This is a genomic window from Streptomyces sp. NRRL S-31 (assembly GCF_000718775.1).
Lineage (GTDB): Bacteria > Actinomycetota > Actinomycetes > Streptomycetales > Streptomycetaceae > Streptomyces.
Genome location: NZ_JOCB01000112.1, coordinates 1 through 26382, shown reverse-complemented (window position 1 = coordinate 26382; position 26382 = coordinate 1). Strand labels below are relative to the sequence as shown.

17 protein-coding genes and 1 pseudogene are annotated in these 26382 nt (G+C 76.5%); 8 read left to right on the top strand and 10 right to left on the bottom strand.

What is annotated here, in order from left to right:
• The coding region (locus IF37_RS0132980; protein WP_063886429.1) for a DMT family transporter at positions 1–1077 on the bottom strand (1077 nt) is incomplete at its 3' end.
• A gap of 198 nt (positions 1078–1275) precedes the next feature.
• On the opposite strand from IF37_RS0132980, the gene IF37_RS0132975 reads away from it, so the two are divergent.
• Both IF37_RS0132975 and IF37_RS0132970 read left to right on the top strand, forming a co-directional pair.
• Positions 1276–3648: a SpoIIE family protein phosphatase gene (locus IF37_RS0132975; protein ID WP_030751170.1), complete on the top strand. Its 2373-nt coding sequence runs from the start codon at positions 1276–1278 to the stop codon at positions 3646–3648.
• 198 nt (positions 3649–3846) lie between these two features.
• Positions 3847–4668, top strand: coding sequence for a MerR family transcriptional regulator (locus IF37_RS0132970; RefSeq protein WP_030751167.1), 822 nt, complete (start codon positions 3847–3849; stop codon positions 4666–4668).
• Positions 4669–4687: 19 nt separating this feature from the next.
• Here IF37_RS0132970 and IF37_RS0132965 read toward each other — a convergent pair whose 3' ends face one another.
• Positions 4688–5695, bottom strand: a complete 1008-nt coding sequence (locus tag IF37_RS0132965; protein ID WP_037857605.1) for a YihY/virulence factor BrkB family protein — start codon at positions 5693–5695, stop codon at positions 4688–4690.
• Positions 5696–6253: 558 nt separating this feature from the next.
• Between IF37_RS0132965 and IF37_RS0132960 the strand changes: the two genes are divergently transcribed.
• Positions 6254–7243, top strand: a complete 990-nt coding sequence (locus IF37_RS0132960) for a magnesium and cobalt transport protein CorA (protein WP_030751161.1) — start codon at positions 6254–6256, stop codon at positions 7241–7243.
• Positions 7244–7291: 48 nt separating this feature from the next.
• On the opposite strand, the gene IF37_RS0132955 is transcribed toward IF37_RS0132960, so the two are convergent.
• The 5 genes from IF37_RS0132955 to IF37_RS0132935 form a co-directional block, all read right to left on the bottom strand.
• The gene (locus tag IF37_RS0132955; RefSeq protein ID WP_030751159.1) at positions 7292–9601 is read right to left on the bottom strand and encodes a lantibiotic dehydratase; all 2310 of its coding nucleotides are present in this window, start codon (positions 9599–9601) and stop codon (positions 7292–7294) included.
• Positions 9602–9673: 72 nt separating this feature from the next.
• Positions 9674–9946: a phosphopantetheine-binding protein gene (locus IF37_RS0132950; protein ID WP_037857602.1), complete on the bottom strand. Its 273-nt coding sequence runs from the start codon at positions 9944–9946 to the stop codon at positions 9674–9676.
• Positions 9947–10068: 122 nt separating this feature from the next.
• Entirely contained in the window at positions 10069–11091 is a 1023-nt protein-coding gene (locus tag IF37_RS0132945; protein WP_079165996.1) for a threonine/serine dehydratase, read from the bottom strand.
• A complete protein-coding gene (locus IF37_RS0132940; protein ID WP_030751152.1) occupies positions 11088–12575 on the bottom strand; it encodes an amino acid adenylation domain-containing protein in 1488 nt (495 codons plus the stop codon). The genes IF37_RS0132945 and IF37_RS0132940 overlap by 4 nt, the downstream gene beginning before the upstream one ends.
• A complete protein-coding gene (locus tag IF37_RS0132935; RefSeq protein WP_030751150.1) occupies positions 12575–14899 on the bottom strand; it encodes a lantibiotic dehydratase in 2325 nt (774 codons plus the stop codon). The genes IF37_RS0132940 and IF37_RS0132935 overlap by 1 nt, the downstream gene beginning before the upstream one ends.
• A gap of 298 nt (positions 14900–15197) precedes the next feature.
• On the opposite strand from IF37_RS0132935, the gene IF37_RS0132930 reads away from it, so the two are divergent.
• The 3 genes from IF37_RS0132930 (at position 15198) to IF37_RS0132920 (ending at position 17114) form a co-directional block, all read left to right on the top strand.
• On the top strand, positions 15198–15452 hold the full coding sequence (locus IF37_RS0132930; protein ID WP_030751147.1) for an MbtH family NRPS accessory protein: 255 nt from the start codon (positions 15198–15200) through the stop codon (positions 15450–15452).
• Complete coding sequence (locus tag IF37_RS0132925; protein WP_106981903.1) at positions 15445–16227, top strand: 4'-phosphopantetheinyl transferase superfamily protein; 783 nt, start codon at positions 15445–15447, stop codon at positions 16225–16227. The genes IF37_RS0132930 and IF37_RS0132925 overlap by 8 nt, the downstream gene beginning before the upstream one ends.
• 146 nt (positions 16228–16373) lie before the next feature.
• Positions 16374–17114: a peptidase E gene (locus tag IF37_RS0132920; protein WP_030751141.1), complete on the top strand. Its 741-nt coding sequence runs from the start codon at positions 16374–16376 to the stop codon at positions 17112–17114.
• A gap of 167 nt (positions 17115–17281) precedes the next feature.
• Here IF37_RS0132920 and IF37_RS0132915 read toward each other — a convergent pair whose 3' ends face one another.
• Both IF37_RS0132915 and IF37_RS0132910 read right to left on the bottom strand, forming a co-directional pair.
• A complete protein-coding gene (locus IF37_RS0132915) occupies positions 17282–17884 on the bottom strand; it encodes a LuxR C-terminal-related transcriptional regulator (RefSeq protein ID WP_030751139.1) in 603 nt (200 codons plus the stop codon).
• A gap of 122 nt (positions 17885–18006) precedes the next feature.
• Positions 18007–18615, bottom strand: a complete 609-nt coding sequence (locus tag IF37_RS0132910; protein ID WP_030751136.1) for a response regulator transcription factor — start codon at positions 18613–18615, stop codon at positions 18007–18009.
• Positions 18616–19205: 590 nt separating this feature from the next.
• On the opposite strand from IF37_RS0132910, the gene IF37_RS0132905 reads away from it, so the two are divergent.
• Together IF37_RS0132905 and IF37_RS0132895 are read left to right on the top strand one after the other, a co-directional pair.
• Positions 19206–22319 (top strand): type 2 lanthipeptide synthetase LanM family protein, encoded by a 3114-nt coding sequence (locus IF37_RS0132905; RefSeq protein ID WP_030751133.1) that lies wholly within the window; start codon positions 19206–19208, stop codon positions 22317–22319.
• A gap of 479 nt (positions 22320–22798) precedes the next feature.
• Positions 22799–25714 (top strand): LuxR family transcriptional regulator, encoded by a 2916-nt coding sequence (locus tag IF37_RS0132895; protein ID WP_030751127.1) that lies wholly within the window; start codon positions 22799–22801, stop codon positions 25712–25714.
• Positions 25715–25733: 19 nt separating this feature from the next.
• Here IF37_RS0132895 and IF37_RS0132890 read toward each other — a convergent pair.
• Positions 25734–26382 (bottom strand): annotated as a pseudogene (locus tag IF37_RS0132890) (MFS transporter); the annotation flags it as partial.

The following is a 26382-nucleotide window of genomic DNA, read 5'->3' as shown; positions in this document are numbered from 1 at the left end:
GGCGCCCGCCGCCCGGGCGTCGCCCGGCGCCGCGGTGGCGGGCGCGTCCTGCCGCCGGGCGGCACCGGAGCGGCGGGCGCCCCGGTCCGCGCCGGGCCCGCGGGCGGAGGCCCGGTAGGCGCTGACGAGGATCAGCGCGCACCCGGCGAGTTGCAGCGCGGTGGGGCGTTCGCCGAGCACCACGGCGCCCAGCGCCACCGCGCCCACCGGCGTCAGCAGGAGCAGGACGGCGCCGACATGGCTGGCCAGTCGGGGCGAGGCGGTCGCGACCAGCAGCCAGCCCACCACCTGGCTGGAGACCGCCACCGCCAGCAGCCAGCCCATGACCCGCCAGCCGGGCGCGATGGCGAACCCGTACCACGCCAGGCCGGCGAGCATCGACGTGACGGCGGCCGACGCGACGACCACGGTGTACAGCTGCCGCACGTGCCCGCTGTGACCGCCGCGCCGCAGCAGGTAAAGGAAACCGGAGTAGCAGACGGCCGCGAGCACGGCGTGCACCGTGCCCCGGCGCGGGTCGGTGCCGGTCGCCCCGCCCCGTTCCAGGACGCCGCCGGTCAGGACGACGCCCAGGAGCAGCAGCGGCAGCCATCCCAGGAAGCGTCCGGGCACGGGTTCCCGGTCGATCGCCCGGGCGATCAGGGGCACCAGGACCACCTGCACGTTCACCAGGACCGTCGACAGCCCGGCGCCCACCTCCGCGATCGCCTGGGTCCACAGCAGCATGTCCCCCGCGAACAGCACGCCCGCGGCGAGCGCGAGTCCGTGGTGGCCGCGCGGCGGCGGGCCCTCGCGCCGCCGTTCCGCCCCCGCGAGGACCACCAGGGCGGGCAGGGCGAGGACGCACCGGTGGAACGAGGCCGTGGCCGGCGTCGTGTGCGCCAGGTCGAGCAGGACGGCCGAGGCCGACACGCACAGCGCGCCGACGGCCATGGCCCAGCCGGGGGCCCGGCCGCCGCCGGCCGGCCGGTGGCGGGTGCGCGAGGGCGTCCGGGCCGCCGGGGTGGTCCGGGCCGTGAGCGGCCCTCCCCCGGGGTCTCCCGCCGCTCCCCGCCTGTCGCCGGTCGGATGGGGCATGAGGGATCCCCTCCCTTCGCACGGTCCGGACGGCCGGGGGTCAGGCCGGTGCGGTGCCGGGTACCCGGGCCGGTGCCCGCCTCACGACCGGCTCCCGCGAGTGGCCGCCATGGGTGGCGGGCGGGCGGCCGTCAGGTGTCCGGTTGTCGTCCGTCGTACGGCACGGGATGCTGAGGGAGCACGAAGGGAAGCGGTGCCATGGATCGTTTTCCGCAGGCGGCCGACGTCGATTTCCACAGTCCCTTGGACCTCTCCAAGGCCGCCGCCGCGGTGCTGGACGACGAAGGCCGCGTCTCGGGGTGGGGAGCCGCCGCCCAGCACCTGCTCGGACACTCCCCCGACGATGTGCTCGGCCGCCCGGCCACCCGGCTGCTGGCGGCCGGCCCCGGGCGGCGGCCGTCCGCCCTCTGCACGGCGCACCGGCCGCGCAACGCCGTCCTGGACCTCCGCTGCCGGGACGGGCGCACCCTGCGGGCGGCCGTCACGTTCAGTCCGCTCGCGCACCGGGGCGCCGCCGCGACCGTCGTGGTCGCGGCCGACCTCGCGGCACTGCGCGGCTGGGAGACGCAGCTGGCGCTGCTCCAGGGACTGGCCACCGAGTCCTCGGTGGGGCTGACCGTCTTCGACACCGACGGGCGGGTCGTCTGGGGGAACGTCTCCACCGATCGGGAACTCGCGGGGATCGCCCAGTACATCGGCCGGCCGGCCGCGGACCTCTTCCCGGAGGGCGAGTTCATCTCCCGCCACCACCCCCCGGACGAGGACCAGGTGATGGAGCACGTGCTGAAGACCGGGGAACCGGTCATCGGCATGCACTACCGCGGGCGCGCTCCCGCCGACCCGGTGCGTGAGCACGTGTGGTCCTGCTCCTACCACCGGCTGGTGGACGCCCGGGGCGAGCCGCTGGGGCTGTTCGAGGAGTCCCTGGACATCACCGACCGCTACCGCGCCCAGGAGCGGCTGTCGCTGCTGGTGCGGGCGGGCAAGCGGATCGGCGCCTCGCTGGACGTGCGCCGCACCGCGGCGGAGCTGGCCGACGTGGCCGTGCCGCAGCTGGCCGACGAGGTGCTGGTGGACCTGCCGCCGGCGGTCATCGAGGGGCGGCAGCCGCCGACGGGTTCGGCGCCCGGGCACAGTCTGCTGCGGATGCACGGCCGGACCCCGGAGGAGTTCCGGACCAGTCCCGTCTCCTACCCGCCGTCGTCGCCGCAGGCGCTGAGCCTGGCCACCGGCCGCCCCGTCATCGGCGCCGCCCCACCCGGGGCACCGGGCGGGGCGGTGCCGGCCGGCCCGCACTCCTGCCTCTTCGTGCCGCTGCTCACCCGGGACGCGGTGCTGGGCCTCGTCACGTTCCGGCGCACCGGCAACCCGGACCCCTTCGGCTCCGAGGAGCGGACGCTCGCCGTGGAACTGGCCGAGCGGGCGGCCGTCGGCATCGACAACGCCCGCCGTTACACCAGCCAGCACGCGGCGGCCCTGGTGCTCCAGCGGAGCCTGCTCCCCCAGCACCTGCCCGAACAGAGCGCGGTCGACGTGGCGTACCGCTATCTGCCCGCCGACAGCCGGGTGGGGGTGGGCGGCGACTGGTTCGACGTGATCCCGCTGTCCGGCGCCCGCGTGGGCCTGACCGTCGGCGACGTCGTGGGCCACGGCGTGCACGCGGCCGCGACCATGGGCCGGCTGCGCGCCACCGTGCGCACGCTGGCGCTGCTGGACCTCGACCCGGCCGAGCTGCTCACCCGGCTGGACGACCTGGTCACGCAGGACTCGGAGTCCGGCGCGGACGACGAACCGGGCGACCGGGCCCTCGGGGTGACCTGCCTCTACGCGATCTACGACCCGGTCAGCGGCCGCTGTGTCTGGGCGAGCGCGGGTCATCCCCCGCCGATCGTGGCCGACTCCGGCGGCACCGTCGCCCCGTCCGCGCCGGCGCCGGGGCCGCCGCCGGGGCTGGGCGGCCTGCCGTACGAGAACGTCGAACTGCGGCTGCCCGACGGCAGCGTGATGGCGTTCTTCACCGACGGTGTCGTGGAGGACCGGCGCACCGGCGTCGACAGCGGCATCGACCGGCTGGCCCACGCGCTCACCTGGCAGCGGTGTCCGGTGGAGGAGCTGTGCGACCGGGCGCTGGCGACGATGCCGCCGGGACCGCAGGCGGACGACGCCACGCTGCTGCTCGTGCGCACCCGGCGGCTCGACGGCGACCGGGTGACGGACCTGGAGCTGCCGCCGGACCCGGCCGTGGTGGCCGACGCCCGGGCGCTCACCGAGCGCCAACTGGACGCCTGGGGCCTGTCCGAGCTGTCGTTCACCGCCGCGCTGGTGGTGAGCGAGCTGGTCACCAACGGCATCCGGTACGCCACCGGGCCCGTCGTGCTGCGGCTGATCAGGGACCGCTCCCTGCTGTGCGAGGTCTCCGACAGCGCGCACACCGCGCCCCATCTGCGGCGGGCGCGCCGGGACGACGAGGGGGGCCGCGGCCTGTTCCTCGTCGCCCAGATGTCCCAGCGCTGGGGCACCCGGTACACCGCGTCCGGCAAGACCATCTGGGCGGAGCTGCCCATCCCCTGAGGCGTCCCGGGCGGAGCCCGCGGGGCTCTCCCCGGTGCCCGCGGGCCCCGCGCGTCGCTGTCGGTAATCTGTGCGGGGCGGGGCCGACGCCTCGGGGCGGCGGACCGGGCCGGGCGTCCCCCGCCGTACGCCGGGTGACCACCGCCCGGCCCTCGCCTTGACCCTCACACCGTGTCAGGCGGTCGGCTGGGAGCCATCATGTTCACCATCGGAGACTTCGCCCGCCACGGCCGCGTCTCGGTTCGGATGCTGCGTCACTACGACGCCACCGGACTGCTGCGCCCGGCCCACGTCGACCCCACGAGCGGCTACCGCTACTACACCGCCGCCCAACTGGCCCGCCTGAACCGGATCATCGCGCTGAAGGACCTCGGTTTCACCCTCCGGCAGGTCCGGGACATCGTGGACGAGAAGGTCGGCGCCGGGGAACTGCGCGGCATGCTGCGGCTGCGGCGCGCGGAACTGGAGACGGTCATGGCCGCCGCGGCGGCCCGGCTGGTCCAGGTCGAGGCGCGGCTCCGAGCGATCGAGAGTGAGGGGCGCATGCCCACCAACGACGTCGTCGTCAAGCACGTTCCCGCCGTCCGGGTGGCCGAGCTGACCGCCACCGCCGCGAGTTTCGACCCGGAGGACATCGGCCCGGTCATCGGCCCGCTCTACCAGGAGCTGTTCCGGCATCTGGAGGCGGCGGGCATCACCCCCACCGGCCCCGGCATCGCCTCCTACGAGGACGCTCCGGAGGGCGGCGGCCGGATCCGCGTCCACGCCGCCGTACAGGTGTCCGCCCCGCTGTACGACGGTGCGTTCCGCGTGCTCGACCTGCCGGCCCTCGACCGGGCGGCGACCATCGTGCACCGCGGCCCGATGGACACGGTGCTCCCCACCGCCCAGACCCTGGCCCGCTGGATCGACGCCCACGGCCACCGGGCGGCCGGCTACCCCCGTGAGGTCAGCCTGGAGTGCCCCGACGACCGCGCGGACTGGGTCACGGAACTCCAGGCACCGGTGACCGGGGGCTGACCGGACGGGCCCGGACGCTTCACGGCGGTCCCTTGTCGCCCACGGCGGGCGGCGGGGGATCGCCGAAGCGGACGTCGATCTTCTCGAAGCCCTTGAAGGACTCGGTGGTGGCGTAGGAGCGGTAGGCGCGCAGGTCGCCCGTGGCCAGGTGGACGCGGTCGGTGAAGGGGGTCAGCAGGCTGCGCGGCCACAGCCTCAGGCACCGTACGGCGACGATCTCCGCCGTGGCGAGGTACACGAGGGCGGCGAGGTAGATCCAGGCGAGCAGGCCGAGCACGATGCCGAACATGCCGTAGGTCGCCGTGGCGCCGCGCAGCACATGGCCGACGTAGTACGAACCGCCCCACTGCAACGCCTGCCAGGCGCAGGCGGCGCCCAGGGCCGGCCCGTAGGTCAGGCGCAGGGGCAGCTTGCGCCGGGTCATGAGCCGGTAGCTGAGCAGGAGGAGCGCGGCGTTGAGGACGATGCCGGCGATCCCCACGGCGATCCGGATGCCGACGGCCAGGCGGGTACCGAAGAGGGAGGCGGCGGACTCGGCGGTGGACAGCGCGGTCGTCAGCACCAGACCGGCCGCGAGCAGGAGCAGGAAGTACAGGCCCCTGGCCCGCGAGCGCAGCGGGTCGGGCCGGGCGTGCCGCGGCACCGCGAAGATCTTGTTCAGTGCGTGCTGGACCGCCTGGGCGACCCCGAGGGCACCGTACACGCTGCCGGCCACACCGACGGCGACGGCGGCGCCGCTGCCGTGGAAGGAGTGGATGTTCTGGCCGAGTTGGTCGCCGATCACCGGGAACTCGCCCAGCGCCGAGTGGAGCACCGAGTGCTGCATCTGCGGATTGCCGTGCAGGGCGCCGCTGAGGATGGCCACCAGGAACAGCAGCAGCGGGAAGAGGGAGACGAAGCCGTAGTACGCCAGCAGTGCGGCCAGGTACGTCGACTGGTCGTCGAAGAACTTGTACACGACCGCGAGCGGCATCCCTGCCCAGCGGTGCCGTCGCTGATATCGGTCCAGCCGGGCCAGCACGTCCATGTGCCCTCCCAACCCTCGGGCGCGCGTCCCCCGTGTCAGGGGAACACCTCGGACATCCCGGTGCCCCCGGCCGGGGTGTTCCACACGGGGCCGCGGGATCATGCCGGTCGGTGCGGCGGGGCCGCCGGTGGCTGCCGGGCCCCGGCGTCCCGGCGGCCCGCCCGGGGAACCGTCCGTCGGCCGATCAGCCGGTCAGCGGGCCGGCCTGGCGCGGGCCCGCCCGGCGCCCCGCCCCGCCTCGTTTCCCGACCGGTTCAGGCGGCCTCCGGCGGGCCCGCCGCGCCAGATCTGCGGCCGCGTCGGCACGCCCCGCCGCCTGTGCCCTCGGCTCCTCCGTCCGCGCGGCGGCCTTCCGCTGGGCCCGGCCCCCCGCATCGGCCCCGGCCCCGGCCGCCCGACGGGGTGCCGTGCGGCCCACCCGCACGTGCTTGCTGTCGCTCATCGGCGTCGCGGCGGCGCTCACTCCCCCGGTCCGGCGAGGGGGGGTCGGTGCGGGCCGGGGGACGTCCGTGGTGCCCGGCGGGCATGGAACGCGCTCGGGGAAGCATCCGGTAGGGCATGGAGTGCGTGATCTACCAGGAACAGACAGGTGACGCGGAGCGGATCGACTGCGCGCGGGACGACGGCGGCTGCAAGGCCGTCCTGGACCGGCTCGACCGGCTGGGACCGGGCGAGTTCGCCTGGATCCGCGTGGACCGGCCCCGGCCCGACGACCTCCAGCGGCTGGGCGCCCGTCTTGGCCTGCATCCGCTGGCCGTCGAGGACGCCGTCCAGGCCCACCAGCGGCCCAAGCAGGAACGCTACGGCGACGTGCTCGCGGTCGCCGCGAAGACGCTGTGGTTCGTCGAGCGGACCTCCGACGTGGAGACCGGCGAGGTGATGATCTTCCTCGGCCCGGCCTTCGCCCTCACCGTGCGCCACGGCGGCGACGACCCCACGGAGCAGGCGGCCCGCCGCCTCGCGGAGCAGCCGGAGATGGCGCGGCTGGGCCCGGCCGGCGTCCTGCACGCGGTGTGCGACGTGATCGTCGACGCCTACGCGGACGCGGCGGTCCAGGTGCGCGCCGACCTGACCGAGCTGGAGCGGTGCGTGTTCTCGCCGGCCCGGGACGACCTGACGGAGCGGATCTACTCGCTCAAGCGGGAGGTGGTGGAGTTCCGGGACGCCGTCCAGCCGTTGCTGCCCGTCGTGCAGAGCTTCACCGGGCAGCGCGACGACTGGCCGCGCCAGGTGGCGCCGTACTTCCGGGATGTCGCCGACCACCTCACCCGCACCGACACGGAGGTCCGCGCCCTGGACGACCTGCTCGGTTCCGTCCTCGACGCGCACCTGGCGAAGGTGAGCACCTGGCAGAACGACGACATGCGCCGCATCAGCGCCTGGGCGGCCATCCTCGCCATCCCCACCCTGGTCGCCGGCGTCTACGGCATGAACTTCGACCACATGCCCGAGCTGGACTGGCGCTACGGGTACCCGTGCGCGCTGGCCCTGATGGCGGTCGGGGCGGGCCTCCTCTACCGGTCCTTCCGCCGCAACGGCTGGCTCTGACCGCGCCGCGCCCCCTGGGCCGCCGCCGGCCCGGGACGCCGGGGCCGGTCAGCGCCGTGCCGCCGGGACCGAGGGGTCCGGTGCCGAGTCGTGCGCCACGAAGCGCAGCTCCGAGGTGTACCGGCGGCCCTGGTCGTCGGTGAGCCAGCTCTGTTCCGGGGTCGGCAGCATCTCGGTGATCGTGACGACGCCCTCCGGGTCCGTGCGGGCCAGCCGGCGCAGCGCCTTGGCGAGGATGGTGACGTAGACGGGGCTGTCGAAGTCGACGTAGAAGGGCCGGGACTCGGTCGGGGAGACGACGAACACATGGCGGGGCAGCCCCAGTCCGGCACGCCAGCGGCGGGCCCGCACGAAGCGCCGGGCCTCGTCGCGGTCGTCGGCGAACTCCGCGCCGGCCGCGGCCGTCCGCCAGGTCTCCCGGGCGATCACCAGACGGTCGACGGTGACCCGGGGGGTGTGGTCCGCCTGGGGCAGGACCCGCACGAGGTCCATCACCAGGGTGGTCAGCACGTGCGAGAACACGTCGGCCACCGGGAACCGCGAGCCGTCCGGGAGCCGTACGACGAGGTCGCCGCCGTCCTCCCGCACCGTCGCGTCGGCGCTGCGCACGACCCGGGGGCGGGCCGGGTCGGCGGTGAAGTCGGCGAGGGCGACCTGGTGGTCCTCGGGGCGCACCAGCGTGTGCCGGACCCGCGCCGACAGGCGTGCCCGGTGCTCCTTGGGTATCAGGGGCATCAGGCGCGGACCCGGGTGGTCGCGGTCGGTGAGCCGGAACAGCTCGGCCACGTCCGGGTGCTGATGGGTGAAGAGGGAGGCGCCCAGGGTGTTGGACGCGACGTGGAGTTCGCCGAGCACGGCGGTGAAGTCGCCGCGCGCCACCGCCTCCGGCCCGTCGGCGGCGATCATCAGGTCCGGGCTCAGATAGCGGGCCGCCGTCCAGCCTCCGGCCCGGTCGCCGAACTCCGCCCGCACGGCCGGCTCGATGTCCGCCGACCGTACGGTGACCCGGCGGGCGTCCGCCGGGGCCGCGAGGACACGCTGCCAGCGCGTGGCGAACTCCCGCTGGAGCGCGGTGGCGGTGTCGCGCGCGGTGCCGTGCAGCACCGGCAGGCACGCGAACCAGAACGACGCCAGATCGACCCGGCCCTCGGCGGCGAGCCGGTCGTACACCCGGCGGGCCTCGTCGCCGACCGCGGCGGCGAGCCCGGCGGTGAGCCAGCCGGCGCTGTCCATCAGCAGCCGCAGCGGGCGCAGCGCGTCGAGCACGGCCGGGCCGAGCCGGACGGTGGCCGAGCGGCGGGTGTCGGAGTACACCAGTGCCCGGCACGGTGCCGTCGTCCCGGACTTCTCGCGCACGGCGGCCGTGGCGGTCAGGTCGGTGAAGTCCCGCTCCAGCGCCGCCATCGCCTCGACCAGCTCGTCCACGCCGCGGGCGGCCGCCACCCGGGCGCGGCCCTCCTCCAGCCGGTCCAGCGCGGCCAGCCCCCGCCGGCGCGGCCCGGGCGCGCCGACGGACTCCAGCCAGGTCCGCAGGGCCCGGTCGGGGTGGGTGCCGGCGGGAACCTCCAGCCGCCACACGACCCAGCGGCGGGCCACCAGGCCGGCCAGCACGGCGGGCACGTCGGTGCCGGGCAGTTCGTCTGCGATGCCGCGGGCCGGGCGGACACCGTCGCAGCGGGCGAGGACGGCCGCCTCCGGCGCGGACACCTCCACCGGGCGCCGGCCCGGCACCCGGACCCGGTCGCCTTCCAGGGCGACGAAGGGCACCCGGCGCGGGGCGATCCACTCGCGCAGGCCGGGCTCGGCGTCCAGGGTCCGCGCCAGCGCGTCGAGGCCCCAGCTCGCCCAGTACACGGTCGAGGTCTCCGTCAGCCCCCGGCCGGGGTCGACGGCGAGGCCGCGCACGGCCGGGTCCCAGCGGCCCCAGCCCACCGGGCCGAAGAACCCGATGGTGTCGTTCTTCACGCAGAACCGCTGCCAGTAGTGCGCGACCAGTTCCTCACGCTGGCGGGGCATGCTGCTGCGGTTGTCCCGGCCCGGGGTCCAGCGCAGGAACGGCGCGATGCCGGAGGCGAGCACCGGCCGGTTCTGCCAGGCCACCGCTTCCCGGAAGGCCGGGTCGCGGGCGATGTCCTGGAGGGTCCGCGCGGTCTGCACGGCGGCGTCCGCGAAGAGGTGGGCGAAGTCCGCCCAGCGGTCGCCGTCGAGGGGGTCGTCGGTGCCGAACTTGTCGGCCGCCTGCGCCAGGCCGGCGGGGGCGAGGCGCAGCACGCCGTCGGCGGGGAAGCCCGGCCCGCGCAGGGCGAACTGGTCCCACAGCCGCCAGCGGCCGAGGGACGGCTCGAGGTCTTCGGTCATGGCACGGCTCTCCTTGGTGAGCGCGGGGTGGACGATGCGGACCGGTGCGGACCGGTGCGGTCGCGGGGCCGGTCAGACGGTGCCGTAGTCCGCTTCGACGACCTCGGCCAGTTCGCGCGGCGTGGGGTAGGCGAAGACCAGCGAGACCGGGACGTCCGCGCGCAGGAGTTCCTGGAGGCGGCCGGTGATCTGGAAGGCGGTGAGCGAGTCACCGCCCGCCTCGTAGAAGTCGGTGTCGCAGGTCAGCTCGGGCAGGCTCAGCACGTCCCGGAAGATGCCGACGAGCAGGTCGACCGTGGCGGCGGGGGCGGCGATGGCGGGGGCGGTGGCGGTGTTCGCGGTCATGGCGGTACTCCTCGTGTGTAGGACGGTGCGGTGACGGGATGTCGGTTCTCGGGTGGGTCGGTCGGTGACGGCCTGGGCCGTCGGTGTGCGGGCGGTCGGTCGGTGACGGCGTGGCCGTCGGTCTAGGGACGGGCGGGGCCGTGGTGGAGGGCGTGCAGGCGGGCGGGGGTGTTGCCGCCCGAGACGATGGCCACGGCCCGTTCCCGGCGGCCGGCGCGCAGCGCTCCGGCCAGGGCGACCGCTCCGCTCGGCTCGGCGTCGACGCCGTGGCGGCGCAGCAGGGCGGCGGCGGCGAGGATCTCGGCGTCACCGACGGCGATCAGCTCGTCGACGCGGTCGCGGATGATCGGGTAGGTGACGGTTCCGGGGCGCTGGCCGCGCAGGCCGTCGGCGACGGTCGTGCTGGGCGGCAGCTGGACGGGACGGCCGGCGGCCAGCGAGCGGGCGTAGCGCGGGGTGCGGGACGGCTCCACTCCCACCACTCGTACCGGATGGCGCAGGGCGGCCAGGCAGACGCCCGCGAGGAGGCCGCCGCCGCCCGTGGGCACGTAGACGGTCTCGGTGTCGGGCGCGTCGGCCAGCAGTTCGCCGCCGACCGTGCCCGCCCCGGCGACCACCAGGGGGTGGTCGGACGACGGGACGAGGACGGCGTCCCGCTCGGCGGCCAGGGCGCGGGCGCGCTCCTCGCGTTCGGCCACGCCCCCGGGCACCTGGACGGTCTCGGCGCCGAGGGCGCGGACGGCGGCGGCCTTGGCCGGTGCCGCTCCCGCCGCGAGGACGACGGTGAGCCGGATGTCGAGCGAGCGGGCCAGCCGGGCCAGCGCGATGGCGTGGTTCCCGGAGGAGCCGGTGACGATCCGGGTGGCGCCCAGGGTGAGGACGGCGTTGGCGGCGCCCCGTGTCTTGAAGGAGCCGCCGGACTGGAGGTGTTCGGCCTTCAGCAGCAGGCCGGGTCCGAGCGCGCCGGTCGCCGGGCCGGGCAGCAGGGGCGTGCGGACCACGTACGGGGCGATGCGGGCGGCGGCGGCGCGCAGGTCGGCGGCGTCGGGCCGCCGGGCCGGAGCGGCGGGTGCCGGAGCGGTGGGTGCCGGAGCGGCGGCCGGCCATGGGGCGAGCGCGGCGCGTCCGAGGTCGAGGGCGGTCATGCGGTCCTCCCGGTGGCCAGGAGCCGGCGGTCGGCCTTGCCGCCGCGCGTGGTCGGCAGGGTGTCCAGGCGCAGGAACCGGCGGGGCATCAGGTGCGGCGGCAGGGAGCGGGCGAGATGGGCGCGCAGCCGGGCGTCCGTGGTGCCGGACAGGTCGCCGGTGAGGTGGGCGAGCAGGTACACCCGGGCCCGGTCGTCGGTGTGCGCCGTCACCACCGCGCCGGTGACGTCCGGGTGGGTCAGCAGGGCGCCCTCGACCTCCGCCGGGTCCACGCGGTAACCGCGGATCTTGACCTGCCGGTCGGTGCGGCCCGCGTAGTACAGCCCGCCGGGCCCCCACCAGCCGAGGTCGCCCGTGCGGTACAGACGGGCGCCGGGCGGGCCGTAGGGGTCGGGCACGAAGCACTCGGCCGTACGGGCCGGACGTCCGCCGTAGCCGCGGGCCACGCCCTCTCCCCCGATGTACACCTCGCCGACCGTGCCGTCGGCGACCGGCGCCAGGTCCGCGTCCAGCACCCGGACCACGGCACCGGCGCGGGGTGTACCCACGAGGTCGGCGGAGGGGTCCGGCGGCACGGGCACGCTGTACCGGGTGGTGGTCATCGTGCACTCGGTCGGGCCGTACTGGTTGACGAGCCGGCCGGGGACGAGGGCGCGTCCGCCGGCGGCGAGGAACGGGCGCAGGGACTCGCCGCTGGCGGCGACCAGGGCGACCCCGGCCAGCGGGTCGGTGAGCCCCGGCTGCGCCGCGAGGTGGGACAGGAAGAAGGGGGTCACGCTGAGCAGGGCCGTGACCCGGTGCTCGCGTACGGTGCGGGCGAACTCCTCGGGGCGCAGCAGCCGGGCGCGGTCCACGATCACCACGCGTCCCCCGGCCAGCAGCGGTACGAGGGTGTCCCGGATCGAGGCGTCGTAGCCGAGCGGTGCGATCTGGAGGGCGACCGTGTCCGGGCCGAGGCCGAACGCCCGGGCGGTGTCGCGCAGATAGGTGTCGAGGGCGTGGTGTTCGACCAGGACGGCCTGGGGCGATCCGGTGCTGCCGGAGGTGTGGCTGACGTAGGCGAGCGCCCGTGGGTCGGCCGGCCCCGGCGAGGGGCCCCGCGCGGTGTCGGGCCGGTCCAGCAGGACCAGCGGGACGCCGAGGTCCAGGGCGGGGGCGAGGGCTGTGTGGGTGAGCAGCAGACGGGCGCCGGCGCCGCGGACGAAGCCGGCGAGGCGGTCGCGGGGCTGGCCGACGTCCAGGGTGAGGAAGGCGGCGCCGCAGCGCAGCACCGCGGCCATGGCGGCGACCGCGTCGGTGCCGTGTCCGACGGCCACGGCGCAGACGGTCTCCGGACGGGCGCCGTGCGCCCGCAGCAGGCGGCTGATCTCCTCGATCCGGGCGGCGAGCCGGCCGTACGTCACCTCGCCCTCGGGTGTGCTGAGCGCGATGCGGTCGGGGTGCCGGGCGGCGTGTGCGGCGATGTCGTCGGCGATGGTGCGCATCACTCGTCCTCCCCACCGGTGACGGTCTGGTCGACCGCGACGAAACGGAGTTCGGAGGTGTAGCGGCGGCCCTCGTCGTCGGTGAGCCACGCCTGCTCGGGGGTGGGCAGCATCTCGCTGATCCTGAGCCGGGCCCCCGGGTCGGTGCGGGCGAGCCGGCGGGCGGCCTTGGCGAGGATGGTGACGTACAGGGGGCTGTCGAAGTCGACGTAGAAGGGGCGGGGTTCGGTGGGCGAGACCACGAACACGAAGCGCGGCAGCTCGTGCCGGCGCTGCCAGTGCCGGGCCCGCACGAACCGGGCGGCCTCCGCCTTCTCGTCGGCGAAGTCGGCGTCGGCGACGGGCAGGTGCCAGGTCTCCCGGGCGAGGACCATGCGGTCCACGGTGATGCGCGGGGTGTGCGCGCCCTCGGGGCGGAGCGTGAAGCGGTCCATGACGCGCTGGGTGAGGGTGTTGGCGTAGACGTCGAGCAGGTCGTACGCGGTGCCGTCGGGCAGGACGGCGGTCAGCCGGCCGGCCCGGTCCTCGACCGTGACGTCGGCGCCGAGCACCGTGTTCGGCCGGTGCGGGTCGCCGGTCTGGTCGACCAGCGCCACGTAGACGTCCTCGGGCCGGTCCAGCGAGGGCCTGCTGCGGGTGGACCACTTCAGGGGCAGTTCCTTGGCCAGCATGGGCAGCAGGCGCGGGCCGGGGAAGTCGCGGGTGGTCTCGGCGAGCAGCTCGTCCCGGTCGGGGTGCTGGTGGACGAAGAGGGAGGCGCCCATGGTGTTCAGGGCGCAGTGCATCTCGCCGAGGACGAGTTCCACCTCGCCCCGGGCGAGGGCGGTCTCGTCGTCGGCGATCACCAGCACGTCGGGGCTGACGTACCGGGCCAGCGACCAGCCGTCGCCGGGTTCGTCGAACTCGCGGCGCACCCGTTCGGCCAGGTCGGCCGAGGTCAGCCGGACCCGGCGGACACCGGCCGGGAGGTCCAGGACACGGGCCCACTTGGCGCGCAGTTCGGCCTGGACGGCGTCGATCAGGTCGCCGGCGTCGGGGTGCGGGGAGGGCAGGGTGTGCAGCCACAGCGTGCCCAGGTCCACCGGCCCGCCGGCGGCGCGCAATCCGTCGTGGACGGTACGCAGGCGGACGCGGACGGCGTCGGCGAAGCGGTTGGTCATCCAGCGGGCGGCGGTCAGGCACAGGCGCAGGGGTTCCAGCTGGGCCAGCAGCCCGGCGCCGGCCATCGCGGTCGCCGCCCGCTGGGCGTCGGAGTACACCAGTCCCCGGCAGGGCGCGGTGCGTTCGCCCTTGGCCCGCTGTGCCTCGCTGTCGGTGAGCGCGGCGAAGGCGGCCTCCAGCGCGCCGATCGCGGCGGTCAGCGCGGCGGCGTCGGTACCGGCGGCGCGTACGGCGTCCCGGGCGCGTTCCAGCACGGCGAGCCGGTCCAGCGCCCGGGTGCGGGCGGCCCGGTCCGGGACGCGTTCGAGGATGCGGCGCAGGGCGCGGTCGGGGTGGGTGGCGGCGGGCACCTCCAGGCGCCAGTGCACCCAGCGGCGGCTCACCAGGGCGTGCACCACCCGGGTGACCTCGTCGATGTCCAGGCCCAGGTCGGCGGCGATGGCGGCCGGGTGCCGGGTGCCGTCGCACCGGTTCAGCACGGCCAGCTCGGCCGCGCCGATCTTCTGGGCGGGGCGTCCGGGGACCCGGACCGTGCCGTCGGAGCAGCGTACGAAGGAGACCCGGCGCGGCGGGATCCAGCGCATCAGCTCGGGGTCCTCGGCGAGGACCTTGGCGACGGCGTCGACGGCCCAGCCGGAGAAGTACACCTCCTGGGCGGCGAGGAAGCCCCGCCCGGGGTCCACGACGACGGCTCCCGGCGCGGACAGGTCCCAGTGGCCCCAGCCGACCGGGCCGAAGAACCCGATGGTGTCGTTCTTCACGCAGAACCGCTGCCAGTAGTGCGCGACCAGTTCCTCGCGCTGGCGGGGCATGCTGCTGCGGCTGTCGGTGTCCGGGTTCCAGCGCAGGAACGGCGCGATGCCGGTGCGCAGGACGGCGGGGTTCTGCCAGGCGAGGGCCGCCTGGAAGCGGGGTTCGGCGGCGATCTCCTGGAGCTGCCGGGCGGTGCGGACGGCGGCCGTGGCGAGTTCGGTGGCGAAGTCCCGCCACTCCGGGCCGGACAGCTCGGCGCCGGGGCCGAACTTGTCGGCGGCCTCGGCCAGTCCGGGCGGCGTCAGGCGCAGCACGCCGTCGGCGGGGAAGCCGGGGCCGCGGAGCGCGAACTGCTCCCACAGCCGCCAGCCTCCGCCCGGCAGCAGGACAGGTGCGTGCTGGTCCGACATCGCGTGCTCCTTCCGAAACGGGGGGTGCGCGGGGATCGCGCGGCTCGGCCGGGCGGGCGCCGCCGGGTCGAGCCATCGCGCGGCTCGGCCGGGCGGCGGGCGCCGCCGGGTCGCCGGGTGCCCCGCGACCGGACAGCACGGTCCCGCGCCGCGGCCCCGCGTCACCAGAGAAGATCCGGCAGCAACGCGCGCCCCGGGTTCGGCGCGTTCGTCCCTGACCGGCGCGGCCGGTGGCGGGCACGCTGACCGGGTCGGCCCCTGACCTGCGGCCGGCCCGATCATCTGCGGGAGGTTCACCGTGACGCAATCCCACTCCGCGACCCGCACGGGCGACGAGGAGGTCCGCCCGGGCACCGACGAGGAGGAGTACCTCGTGGTGCGCAACGACGAGGAGCAGTACTCGATCTGGCGGGCCGACCGCGACCTGCCGGCCGGCTGGCACCCGGAGGGCCGGCGCGGCACCCGGCAGGAGTGCCTGGACCACATCGACGTCGTCTGGACGGACATGCGCCCGCTCAGCCTGCGCCGTCGGCTGGCCGGGGCCGATGTCTGAGTCCCGCCCGGGTCCGCTGCTGGCCCGGCCGGCGCACGCCCCGCCCGCGCCGGCGCTGCCCGAGCGGCTGTGCCCGGCCGTCCTGGACCTGTCCGGGCTGCGCTCGGGCGCCCGGGTCCCCCGCCCGCGGGCGCTGCGCCGGCCGCTGGAGCTGTACCTGGCGGAGGTGGGGCGGCAGGACGGCGTGGCGCTGCGGCGCGCGCGGGAGCTGCTGGACGCGGAGGAGCGGGCGCGGGCCGGCGCCTTCCACCGGCCCCGGGACCGCGACGCGTACGTGGTGGCGCACGCGACCCTGCGCGGGGTGCTCAGCCTGCTGCTGGGCATCCCGGCCGGGGAGCTGCCGCTGATGCGCGAGCCGTGTGCCGGCTGCGGCGGTCCGCACGGCCGGCCCGCGCTGCGCACCTCGGGGGTGCACTTCTCGCTGTCGCACAGCGGGGACCTGGTGATGGTGGCGCTCGCCCCGACCCCGGTCGGCGTCGACGTGGAGGGGCTGGCCACCGCCCAGGCGGTGCTCGGCGCGCAGTCCGCGCTGCACGTGGCGGAGGCGGCGGAGCTGGCCCGGCTGCCGGCGCACGAGCGGTCGGCCGCGTTCACCCGGACCTGGGTCCGCAAGGAGGCCTATCTCAAGGGGCTGGGGACGGGGCTGGTGCGCGATCCGGCGCTGGACTACGTCGGCACCGGGCCGCGGCCGGCCGTCCCGGCACCGGAGTGGATCCTGCGGGACGTCCTCGTCCCGGCGGGGTACGCGGCGGCGGTGGCCCTGCGGACGGGATGAGGGCGCCCGACGGCGCACACGAGGGAGCGGGGACCGGCCGGTGGCCGGTCCCCGCCGACATGTGTCCGCGGCACACGTGGAAGCGTGCCGCGCCTTCACGAATCCCGCACACCCCCGGCCGGACCCGGCGCGCTACGATCACGCGCGTGACCGCTCCGGAACCGACCATCCTCGCCACCTCCGGAGGGCACCGCGTCGGCACACGCACCCGGTTGCTCTTCGATGCCCTGGTCCACCACGCGGTCGACCTCTCCGGCGTGCACGGCAGACGTCCGCGCGTGCTGTACGTGGGTACGGCGACCGGGGACGCCGAGCACGTGACGGCCCGGGTGGCGGAGGCGGCCCGGGTGGCGGGCTTCGACCTCACCCCGCTGTACCTGTTCCCCATGCCGAACGTCGAGGACGTCGAGGCCACGGTGCTGGACCACGACGTGGTCTGGGTGATGGGCGGTTCGGTGGCGAACCTGCTCGCCGTGTGGCGGGTGCACGGCCTGGACGCGATCATGCGGCGCGCGTGGCGGGCGGGCGTGGTGCTCGCCGGGGTCAGCGCGGGTTCCATCTGCTGGTTCGAGGGCGGCGCGACCGACTCCTTCGGGCCGGAACTGCGGCCGGTCACCAATGGTCTGGGCCTGCTGCCGTACGGCAACGGCGTGCACTACGACTCCGACGCGGGCCGGCGCCCGCTCATCCACCGGCTGGTCGCCGAGGGCGCCTTCGGCACGGCCCACTGCACCGACGACGGGGTGGGCCTGGTGTACCGGGGCACCGAGCTGGTCGAGGCCGTGACGGAACTCCCGGGCAAGGGCGCCTACCTGGTCAGCCGCGCGGGCGACGGGGCGGTGGAGGAGCGGATCGAGCCGCGGTTGCTGCCCACGCCCCGGTTCTGACGGGGCGTGCCGCGGTGCGGGCGCGGTGTGCCGCGGTTCCGAGGGGGTGTGCAGCGGTGCGGGCGCGGTGTGCCCCGGGCGGCCGCGCGGGGCGACGGGGCGGTGCGGGCGCACCGCGTGCGGGTGCGCCGCGTCCCCCGTCCCCCGCGCCGAGGTCGTCCGCCGGTTCACACCAGGCCGTGGCGTACCGCGCGGGCGACCGCGTGGGCGCGGTTGCGGGCCTGGAGGCGCGCCATCATCTCGTAGATGACGTTCTTCACGGTGTGTTCGGAGCACTCCAGCAGCCGCGCGATGTCCGCGTTGGCGTGCCCGTCGGCCATGAGGCGCAGCACGGCGGTCTGCCGTGCCGTCAGCGACGACGGCCTGGTGCCGGCCGCTTCGGGCTCGCCGGTCGGCGGCCCGCTGGTGAGCAGGTGGGACAGTTCCGGGTAGGGGATGCTCTGGTGCGGGTGCCCGGCACGCCGGACGGCCGCCGTCAGACTCTCCGGCGTGAGGTCCCCGCTGCGCAGGACGGCGGCGCCCGCGCGCAGGGCCCGCAGCGCCCCCGTACGACTGACGGTGTCGCACACCAGCAGCAGCGGTCCGGGGTGCCGTCGGCCGCGCAGGGCTCGTTCGGCGTCCTCGGCGACGACCACGGTGACGGTCCCCGCCTCCGCGTGTCCGTCCGCGCAGCTCAGACCGGCGCGGCGGGCGAGGGCACGGACGCGGTCCGCACCGCGTGCGGGCAGCACGCGCAGGGCCGCGGGAACGGTACGCGCGGCACCGGGCACGGTGCGCGCGCCGGGCCCGGCGGGTGCCGGAGGTACGACGGGTGCCGGAGGTACGGCTGTGAGCGGCGCGGCGGACACCGAAAGTGGGGCTGCGAGCGGCGCGGCGGGCGCGAGGGCGGGCGTCACAGCAGACCCGCCCGGAGGGCGTAGGCGACCGCGTGGGCGCGGTTGCGCAGCCGGAACCGCTGGGTGATGTCGTGCACGACGGTCGTCACGGTGCGCGGCGAGTAGGCGAGGCGCTGGGCGATCTCCGCCGTCTCGTGCCCGTCGGCGACCAGGCGCAGCACCGACCGTTCCCGGTCCGACAGGGTGCCCCCGGCCCAGTCGCCGCCGTGCCGGGCGTCGGCCGGGCTTTGCAGGACCTGTTCCAGCAGGTCCGTCGGCAGGGTGCACTCGTCCTGGGCGGCGGCCAGCACCGCGTGGGCGAGGCGGGAGGCGTCGGCCTCGCGGCGCAGCAGCAGGCCGCGGGCACCGGCCGCCAGGGCGTGCAGGGCGTCACCGGAGGCGAGGGCGCCGGCCACCAGGACGACGGCGGGGCGCTGCGGATAGGCGCGGGTGAGGCGCACCGTGTCGAGTTCGGCCGGGCCGAGCCGGTCCACGGTCAGCACGGCGACCCGGGCGTCGCCGGGCTCGCTCAGGGTGAGTTCCGGGCAGGCGAGCAGGGTACTGCGGGTGCCGGCTTCCAGCACCGGGTCGAGGGCGACCACACCGACGGGTACGGGTGCTCCCATCTGCTGCTCCTTGGAAGGTCGTCCGCCCGGTGGTGAGCACGGCGGGCGGTTCGGAGGTTCTGTGGGACACCGTGCGCCCCCCGGGGAGGCGGCGGCATCGGTAGTCGCTCCCCACCTTTCTCGTCGTCTCCCGCCCCGCGGGCGGTCCGGCCGCCCCCGCCCTCCGCGCGGGGGCCCGTCCAGCGGCGGGCGGCGCGGCGGACACCCGTACGGGTGGGGTGCGCCGGACCGGGGTGGGGGGCGGTGCGCCCCGGAGACGGGGAGCGTGCCACGGGGATGGGGGCGGACGGTCGGGTGCGGACGGGGGACGGAGCCGGCGTGGGGGCTCGCGGGCCGCCGTGGAGGGGGTGCGGACCGCCGCGACGGGTGGTGCGCGCCCGTACACGGGCGCCGTCGGGATCCGCGAGAATCCGTCCGGCGGTCGGCCCGTCCGCCGTGCGGGGAGGCCGGACAGCCCTGCCGGCCTGCGGTTTTCCCCGGTGCGGGCGGCTCGTGCGGCGGTCGCCCCCCACGGGTGGGGAGGGGCCGGAGGGAATATGGGGGTCTCTTCCCCATGTGGCGGACGCGTGCTGTCTGGCACCGTCGTCGTCGTGACTGAGACCGCCAGCCTCCCGACTCCTCGGAGCGCCGGCCTGCCGCTCGCCTGGTGGGCCCCGGCGCTGTCCCTCGCGGAACGGCTCGCCGCGCCCGGCCTCCGGCCGGCGCCCGCCGCATCCGCCGCCACCGGGCCCGCTCCCTGGGCCGTCGGGGACAGCGAGGGCTTCGCCCTGCGGCTGGCCCACCTCGGCGTGGACGGGGCCACCGCGGCGGCCCTCGTGGCGGAGCCCGCCGGACCGCTCGCCGCCCGCACGGCCAAGCCCCGCTGGGCCGGATACGCCGAGGCGGCGCTGGACGCCGCCCCGCGGACACTGGAGGAGCCCGTCCCGGACGGCGCGGGCCCCGAGGTCTTCGCCACCGTCGTACGCCCCTTCGTCGCCGTGGCCGCGGACCGGCTCGCCCGTCTCGTGCCGGACGTCCCCGCCGCCGAACACGCCGTGTGGCAGGACGCGTTCGCGGGACGGCTGACCGGACAGCTGGTCCGGCAGGCCGCCCGCACCCTGGTCCACGAACTCTCCCTCGCCCGGCGGGCCGGGCGGCTCACCGGAGCGGACCCGCGCGAGCGGTTCGCCTCGTTCGTCGCCGCCACCGGCAGCCGGCCGGGCCTCGCCCGGCTCCTCGGCGCCTACCCGGTGCTGGCCCGGATGCTCGCGCAGACCGCCCTCGACGCGGTCGACGCCGCGGCGGAGCTGGTGGCGCGGTTCCGGGCCGACCGGGACGACCTGGTCGCCGGACTCCTCGACGGGCGCGAGCCCGGTGCGCTGACCGGGGTCGACCTCGGTCTGGGCGACGCCCACCAGGGCAACCGGGCGGTCGCCGTCCTGCGCTTCGCCAGCGGGGACCGGCTGGTGTACAAGCCCCGCCCGCTCGACCAGCACGCCCTGCTCGACGACCTGGCGGCCTGGCTCGCGGCCAAGGTGCCCGGGCTGACGCTGCGCACGCCACGCGGGGTGCGCCGGCCGGGCTACGGCTGGCTGGAGTTCGTGGAGCACCGCTGGTGCCGGTCGGTGGCCGAGGCCGACGCCTTCTACCGGCGCCAGGGGGCGCTGCTGGCCCTGCTGTACGCGGTGGACGGCGCCGACATGCACTACGAGAACGTCATCGCCTGCGGCGACCAGCCGGTCCTGGTGGACGCCGAGACGCTGCTGCACACCGGGCTGCCGCAGGCCATGACGGCCGGCACCGATCCGGCCGCGGACGCCCTGCACGCCTCCGTGCACCGCACCTGCCTGCTGCCCCACCTGCTGATCGGGGAGCACGGCGCGCTGGACATCTCCGCGCTCGGCCGGTCCGCCGAGGGGACCTTCCCGAGCGAGGGCCTGCGCTGGGAGGACGGCGGCACGGACACGATGCGGGCCGTACGGGCTCCCCTGCCCAGTCCCGCCGCGCAGAACCAGCCGCTGCCCGACGGGGCGCCGCTGGAGCGGGCCGACCACCGGGCGGCGCTGCTGGAGGGGTTCCGCACCGCCTACGCTGCGCTGGCCGCGCACGGTGGCGAACTGCTGGCGCAGAGCGGCCCGTTGACCGCGCACGCCGACAGCCCGGCCCGGCTCATCGTACGGGCCACCCGTCTGTACGCCACACTGCTGGAGGAGTCCACCCACCCCTCCCTGCTCAAGGACGCCCTCGCCCGCGAGGGTGTGTTCGCGGTCCTCTGGACCGAGTCCGAGCACGACGAGGCGCGCCGCCGCCTCGCCGAGCACGAGACCGCGGACCTGTGGCGCGGTGACGTACCGCTGTTCGTGCACCGGCCGTCCGGTACAGGGGTCCGGACGGCCGAGGGCACCTGGCTGCCGGAGGTGCTGCCCGTGGCGAGCCTTGCCGCGGTCGGCGCCAAGCTCGCCCGGATGGACGAGGTCGACTGCCACGACCAGGAGTGGATCATCTCGGCCACGCTGGCGGCACGGGGCGCCGGTGCGCCTCCGGCACGCCGTTCCGAACTCGCCCTCGCCCCGCTCCCGGCGGTGGTGCCGGACACCTCGCGGTCGCTGGCCGCCGTGTGCGGGATCGCCGACGAGATCGCCGCCCGCGCGGTCCGCGGCGACGGCCGGACCAACTGGCTCGGCCTGGAACAGGTCTCGGGCCCGCACTGGGCGGTGCTGCCGATGGGTGCCGGACTGGGGCAGGGCTACTGCGGCGTCGCGTTGTTCCTGGCCCAGACGGACGCGCTGACCGGGGCCGGGCGGTACGCCACGCTGGCCCGGGAGGCGGTCCGGCCGCTGCCCGCTCTGATGAAGGCGCTGGCCGCGGACCCGGAGCTGAGCGCGGCGGCCGGACCCGGCGCCTACGACGGGCTCGCCGGCATCGTCTACGCGCTGACGAGGCTGTCCGCCCTGCTCGGTGACGACTTGGCGGACTGCCTGCCGGACGCGCTCACCGCGCTCGGGCACGCCGTCGCCGCCTGCTCCGACCCGGGGCTCGCGACCGGCACGGCCGGGGCGCTGGCCGCCGCCGTCGCCGTCCACGAGGCGACCGGGGCGCCGGAGGCGCTCCGGCTGGCCGACGCCGTGGCGGACCCGCTGCTGAGGGCGGTGGGCGGACCGGACGCGGCGGGCGCGGCGCGGGACGGGTCGGGCACCGGCCGGAACCCCGGGTTCGCGCACGGCGCGGCCGGGATCGGCTGGGCGCTGCGGCGCTACGCCGACCGTCGCCCGGAGCGCGCCGCCGCCCACGCGGACGCCGCCGACGCCCTGCTCCGCACAGCGGTCCGGGACGTAGGGGCGGCACACGCGGACCCCTCCTGGGTGTCCGGGACCGCCGGTGTGGCCGCCGCCGCGCCCCTGTCCGCCGCCGGCGCGCTGTCGGCCCGGCTGGCCGATGCCGAGGTGGGCCCCGGTCTGAGCCTCGGGCAGGGCACGCTCGGCACGCTGGAGGCCCTGGCCGTGCTCGCGGAACGGGGGGACGCGACCGCCGCCGCGGCGCTGGGCCGGTGCACCGGGCAGGTGCTCGCGCTCGTCGAGGCGCAGAGCCACCGTTGCGCCACCCCCGACCACGTGCCCTCCCCCGGGCTGCTGTCCGGGCTGTCCGGCATCGGCTACGGGCTGCTGCGCCTGGCCCGCCCCGAGACCGTGCCGTCCGCCCTGCTCCTGGGGCAGCCCGGCCACTGACCGGGCACGCTTCCCCGGCCCCGGCGTGCCCCGGCACGTCCGGGGCACGCCCACGGCACCAGGACTCGTCCTCCGCACGAACCCGCCCGTGCCCGCCCGGGCCGGCCCGTACGAGACACCGGCAGGGCATCACGTCACGGACGAGCAGCCCACCGCCGCCGACGGCACCTCTCCGGCCGCGGGCGGGCGGGGTTCCGGGGGCGGGCCATGCCGAGGGGCCGCGAGCAGGCCCATGACCAGGCCCGTGACCAGGCCGGCGACCGGGGTCCGGAGGTGGGCCTTTCCCCGGCCGGCCGGGTGCCGGCCTGCGGCATCGCCCTCCCACCCGGCACCACCGGCACCGCGGTCCGCGCGCCGCGGTGACGCCGGGCGGACGCACCGCCGGGGAGGGCGCGGCGGTCCACGGCGGTGGTGACGGAACAGGTCCGCGACCGTGCGACCTGCCGCAGGCCCCGTTGTTCCGATTACTATCTGCGCTCATGCGTTCCCATGCGCCTTCCCTGGTCGGACGGGACTCCCAACTGACCCTGCTCGAACGTGCCCTGGCCGAGGCGCGTCAGGGCCGCGGCGGTGTCGTCTTCCTGGTGGGAGAGGCGGGCGTCGGCAAGTCGCGGGTGGCCGCCGAGGCCGTCGGCGAGGCGCTGGGCGCCGGCATGCGGGTGCTGCGGGGCCGCAGCAGCACCACGGGCCCCGCCGTGCCGTTCCGGCCGCTGACCGAGGCCCTGATGTCGCTGTTCCGGGGCGGCGAGCCGATGGACGACCTGGCCCTCGGCCCCTACCGGCCGGTCCTCGGGCGGCTGATCCCCGACTGGGACACCGGCGAACGGGACAGCAGTTCCATGGTGATCCTGGGCGAGGCGGTGCTGCGGCTGCTCATGGCCGCCGGGCGCGGGCAGGGCCAGTTGCTGCTGCTGGAGGACCTGCACGACGCCGACCCGGAGACGCTCGGCGTGCTGGAGTACCTGGTGGACAACCTGGAGTACTCCCCCGTCCTGCTGCTGGCCACCGTCCGGACGGACTTCAGCGACGCCCTCGACCTCGCCCAGTCCGCCCGCCGGCGCGGTGCCGCGACCCTGCTGGAACTGCCGCCGCTGACCCGGTCCCAGGCGCACGGGATGATCGCGGCCCAGCTCGGTGTCGACGGCCCCGACGAGGTGCCCGAGGCGGTCCTTGAGCGGCTGTGGGAGGACAGTGCGGGCAGCCCGTACCTGGTCGAGGAGCTGCTCCAGTCGATGATCGGGACCGGCACGCTGGTCCAGGGACCCGAGGGCTGGCGGACCGTCGGCGATTTGCGCAGTGACGTTTCCTCCTCGCTGGCGCGTGGCATCCTGCGCCGCATCGACCGGCTCGGCGCACAGGGCATGACCCTGCTGTCGGCCGCCGCCGTGCTCGGCCGGCGCTTCCCGCTCACCGTCCTCCAGCGCATGACCGGCATCGACGACCGGGCCCTGCTCAGCCATCTGCACGCGGGCGTGGCCGCCCGGCTGGTGATCCCCGACGAGCCGGCGCCCGACTGGTACTCCTTCCGGCACTCGCTCACCGTGGAGGCGCTCTTCACGCAGATGACCCCGGGCCGGCGCGCGGAGCTGGCCCGGCGGGGCGCGGAGGCGGTCGAGGAGCTGCACCCGGACCTGGCCGGCGACTGGTGCCCGCTCGCGGCCGGGCTGCGCAGCGCGGCCGGCGACAAGGTGGAGGCCGGCCTGCTCTTCGCGGACGCCGGCGGGCGGGCGCTGGTGGCCGGGGCGCTCGGCTCCGCCGTCACCCTGCTCGGCCGGGCCGAGGGCCTGCTGGCCGACGCGGGCGACCCGCAGGCACGGGCCCGGGTGCTGGAGGACCTGCTGCCGGCGCTGGCCGAGGCCGGTGACTTCGCCCGCGCCCTCGACCTGGCCGAGGACCTGCACGCGCTGGACGGCTCCGGGCTGAGCCCGGCCCGCCTGGCCACGCTGCACACCCGGCTGGCCAAGGTCGCCCACACGGCGGGCCGGTGGAGCGACGGCAACCGGCAGGTGGCGCGCGCCCGGGAGGTGCTGGCGACCGCGCCGGACGAGGCGGCCACCGCGGCCGTCGACGTCACCGCCGCCTACCTGGCCCTGGACACACCGGGGCCCGACCGCACCCAGCACGCGGAGAAACTCGCCCGGTCCGCCGCCGACACAGCCGAACGGTACGGGCTGCCCGTCGTCGCCTGCCAGGCGGCGGAACTCCTCGCGACCGTGGCCCGTGAGCGGGACCCCGAGGAGTCGGAGGCGATGCTCGGGCAGGCGCTCGCCACGGCGGAACGCCACCGGCTGCCCCTGCAACGCATGTACGCGGCCACCCGGCTCGGCGGCAACGCCTGGCTGGCCGACGGCGACACCGCGGGGCTGCTGGCGGCCCGTGAGGAGGCGCTGCGGCTCGGCTCGGTGAACATCGTGCACACGGTGGACGGCATCCTCGTCCTGGACGCGGTGCTGGGCGGCCGGTACGACACCGCCCGGTCGGCCGCCGCCGAGTGCCTGGCCGTCGTGCGGCGTCTGCGCCTCGCGCCCGCCGTGCGGTACGTCCTGATGGCCCAGGCGGTCCTGGAGGCCCACCACGCCGACCGCGCGGCGATGGAGCGGGCGTTGGCGGCGTTCGCCGAGTGGGACGGCGCCGGTTCGCAGGAGGAACCGCTCAGCCTCGGTCTGGCCCGGGCCTTCTGCGCCCTGCTGGAGGAGGACCGCGAGCTGGCCCGCGGCGAACTCGGGCGGGTGCTGGCGATGGAGGCGGGCAACCCCTCCACCTACCACCTCGGCGGCACCCACGGCCTGCTCCTGCTGCTGGACGTGCTCGCCGGGGACGCGGACCGGGCCCGGCACGAGGAGGTCACCGCCACCGCCGTCGCCCGGATGCGCTGGAACCGTCAGTTCGTGCTGCTGACCGACGCCGTCCTGCTGGGCCGCGAGGGGGCCGGCGACCGGGCGGCGGCGACGGTGGAGTCCGCGCTGGCGGTGGCGGAGCCCTATCCGCTGGCCCAGCACCTCGGGCTGCGGCTGATCGCGGACGCGGCGCACCAGGACGGCTGGGGCGACCCGGTGAGCTGGCTGCGGCGGGCGGAGCACTACTTCCACGAGCGGGACGTCCAGGCCGTCACCGGCGCCTGCCGGGCCGGGCTGCGCCGGCTCGGCGCCTCCGTGCACCAGCACCGTTCCGGCACCAGCGGCATCCCCGACCGGCTGCGCGCCCAGGGCGTCACGGTACGGGAGTTCGAGGTGTTCCGGCTGCTCGCGGAGCGGCTGAGCAACAAGGACATCGCCGACCGGCTGTTCATCTCCCCGCGCACGGCGGAGAAGCACATCGCGAGCCTGATCACGAAGACGGGGGCGGCCAACCGCGCGGACCTGTGCGCGCGGTCGGCCGCCCTGCGGGACACCTAGGGGGTTTCGTCCGGGTGTTTCAGCGCATCGCGCGCACCGGCCGGGAGGCGAGCACGGCCAGGCCGGTGAGCGCGAGCACCGCGGCGACCGTGCCGAACAGGGCGAGGGCGTCGACGCGGGCCAGCGCGCCGCACACGATCAGCGACAGCGGGGCGGCGGCGTAGCCGAGGACCATGTCGACGGACACGACCCGGCCGAGCACCTCCTGGGGGATGTTCCGCTGGATCCAGCTGAGCCCGAACACGCCCTGGAAGCCGATGGCGAAGCCCATGGCGAGCACCGTCGCCACGACGGCCGGGGTGCTGTGCACCAGGCCGAGCACGGCCATCCCGGCGCCCAGCCAGCCGGCCAGGCCGGCCACCAGCAGCCCGACCCGGGGCCGGCCGCCGAGTGCGCCGCCGGCCAGCGTGCCGAGCATCGCGCCGCCGGCCAGCGAGCCGTTGAGCACGCCGAGGGTGGTGGAGCCGCCGCGCAGCACCTGGCCGGCGAGGGTGGCGAAACCGACCGTGAAGGGCCCGGCGTAACAGAAGTTGACGGCGGTGTCGAGGGCGACGATCGTGCGCAGCCGCGGGTCGCGCAGGGTGAAGGTCACGCCCTCGCGGATGCGGGCGGCCAGGGACGCCCCCGGCGCCGCCGGGCCGGCCCCCGCGGCCCCGGCCGGCCGGGGC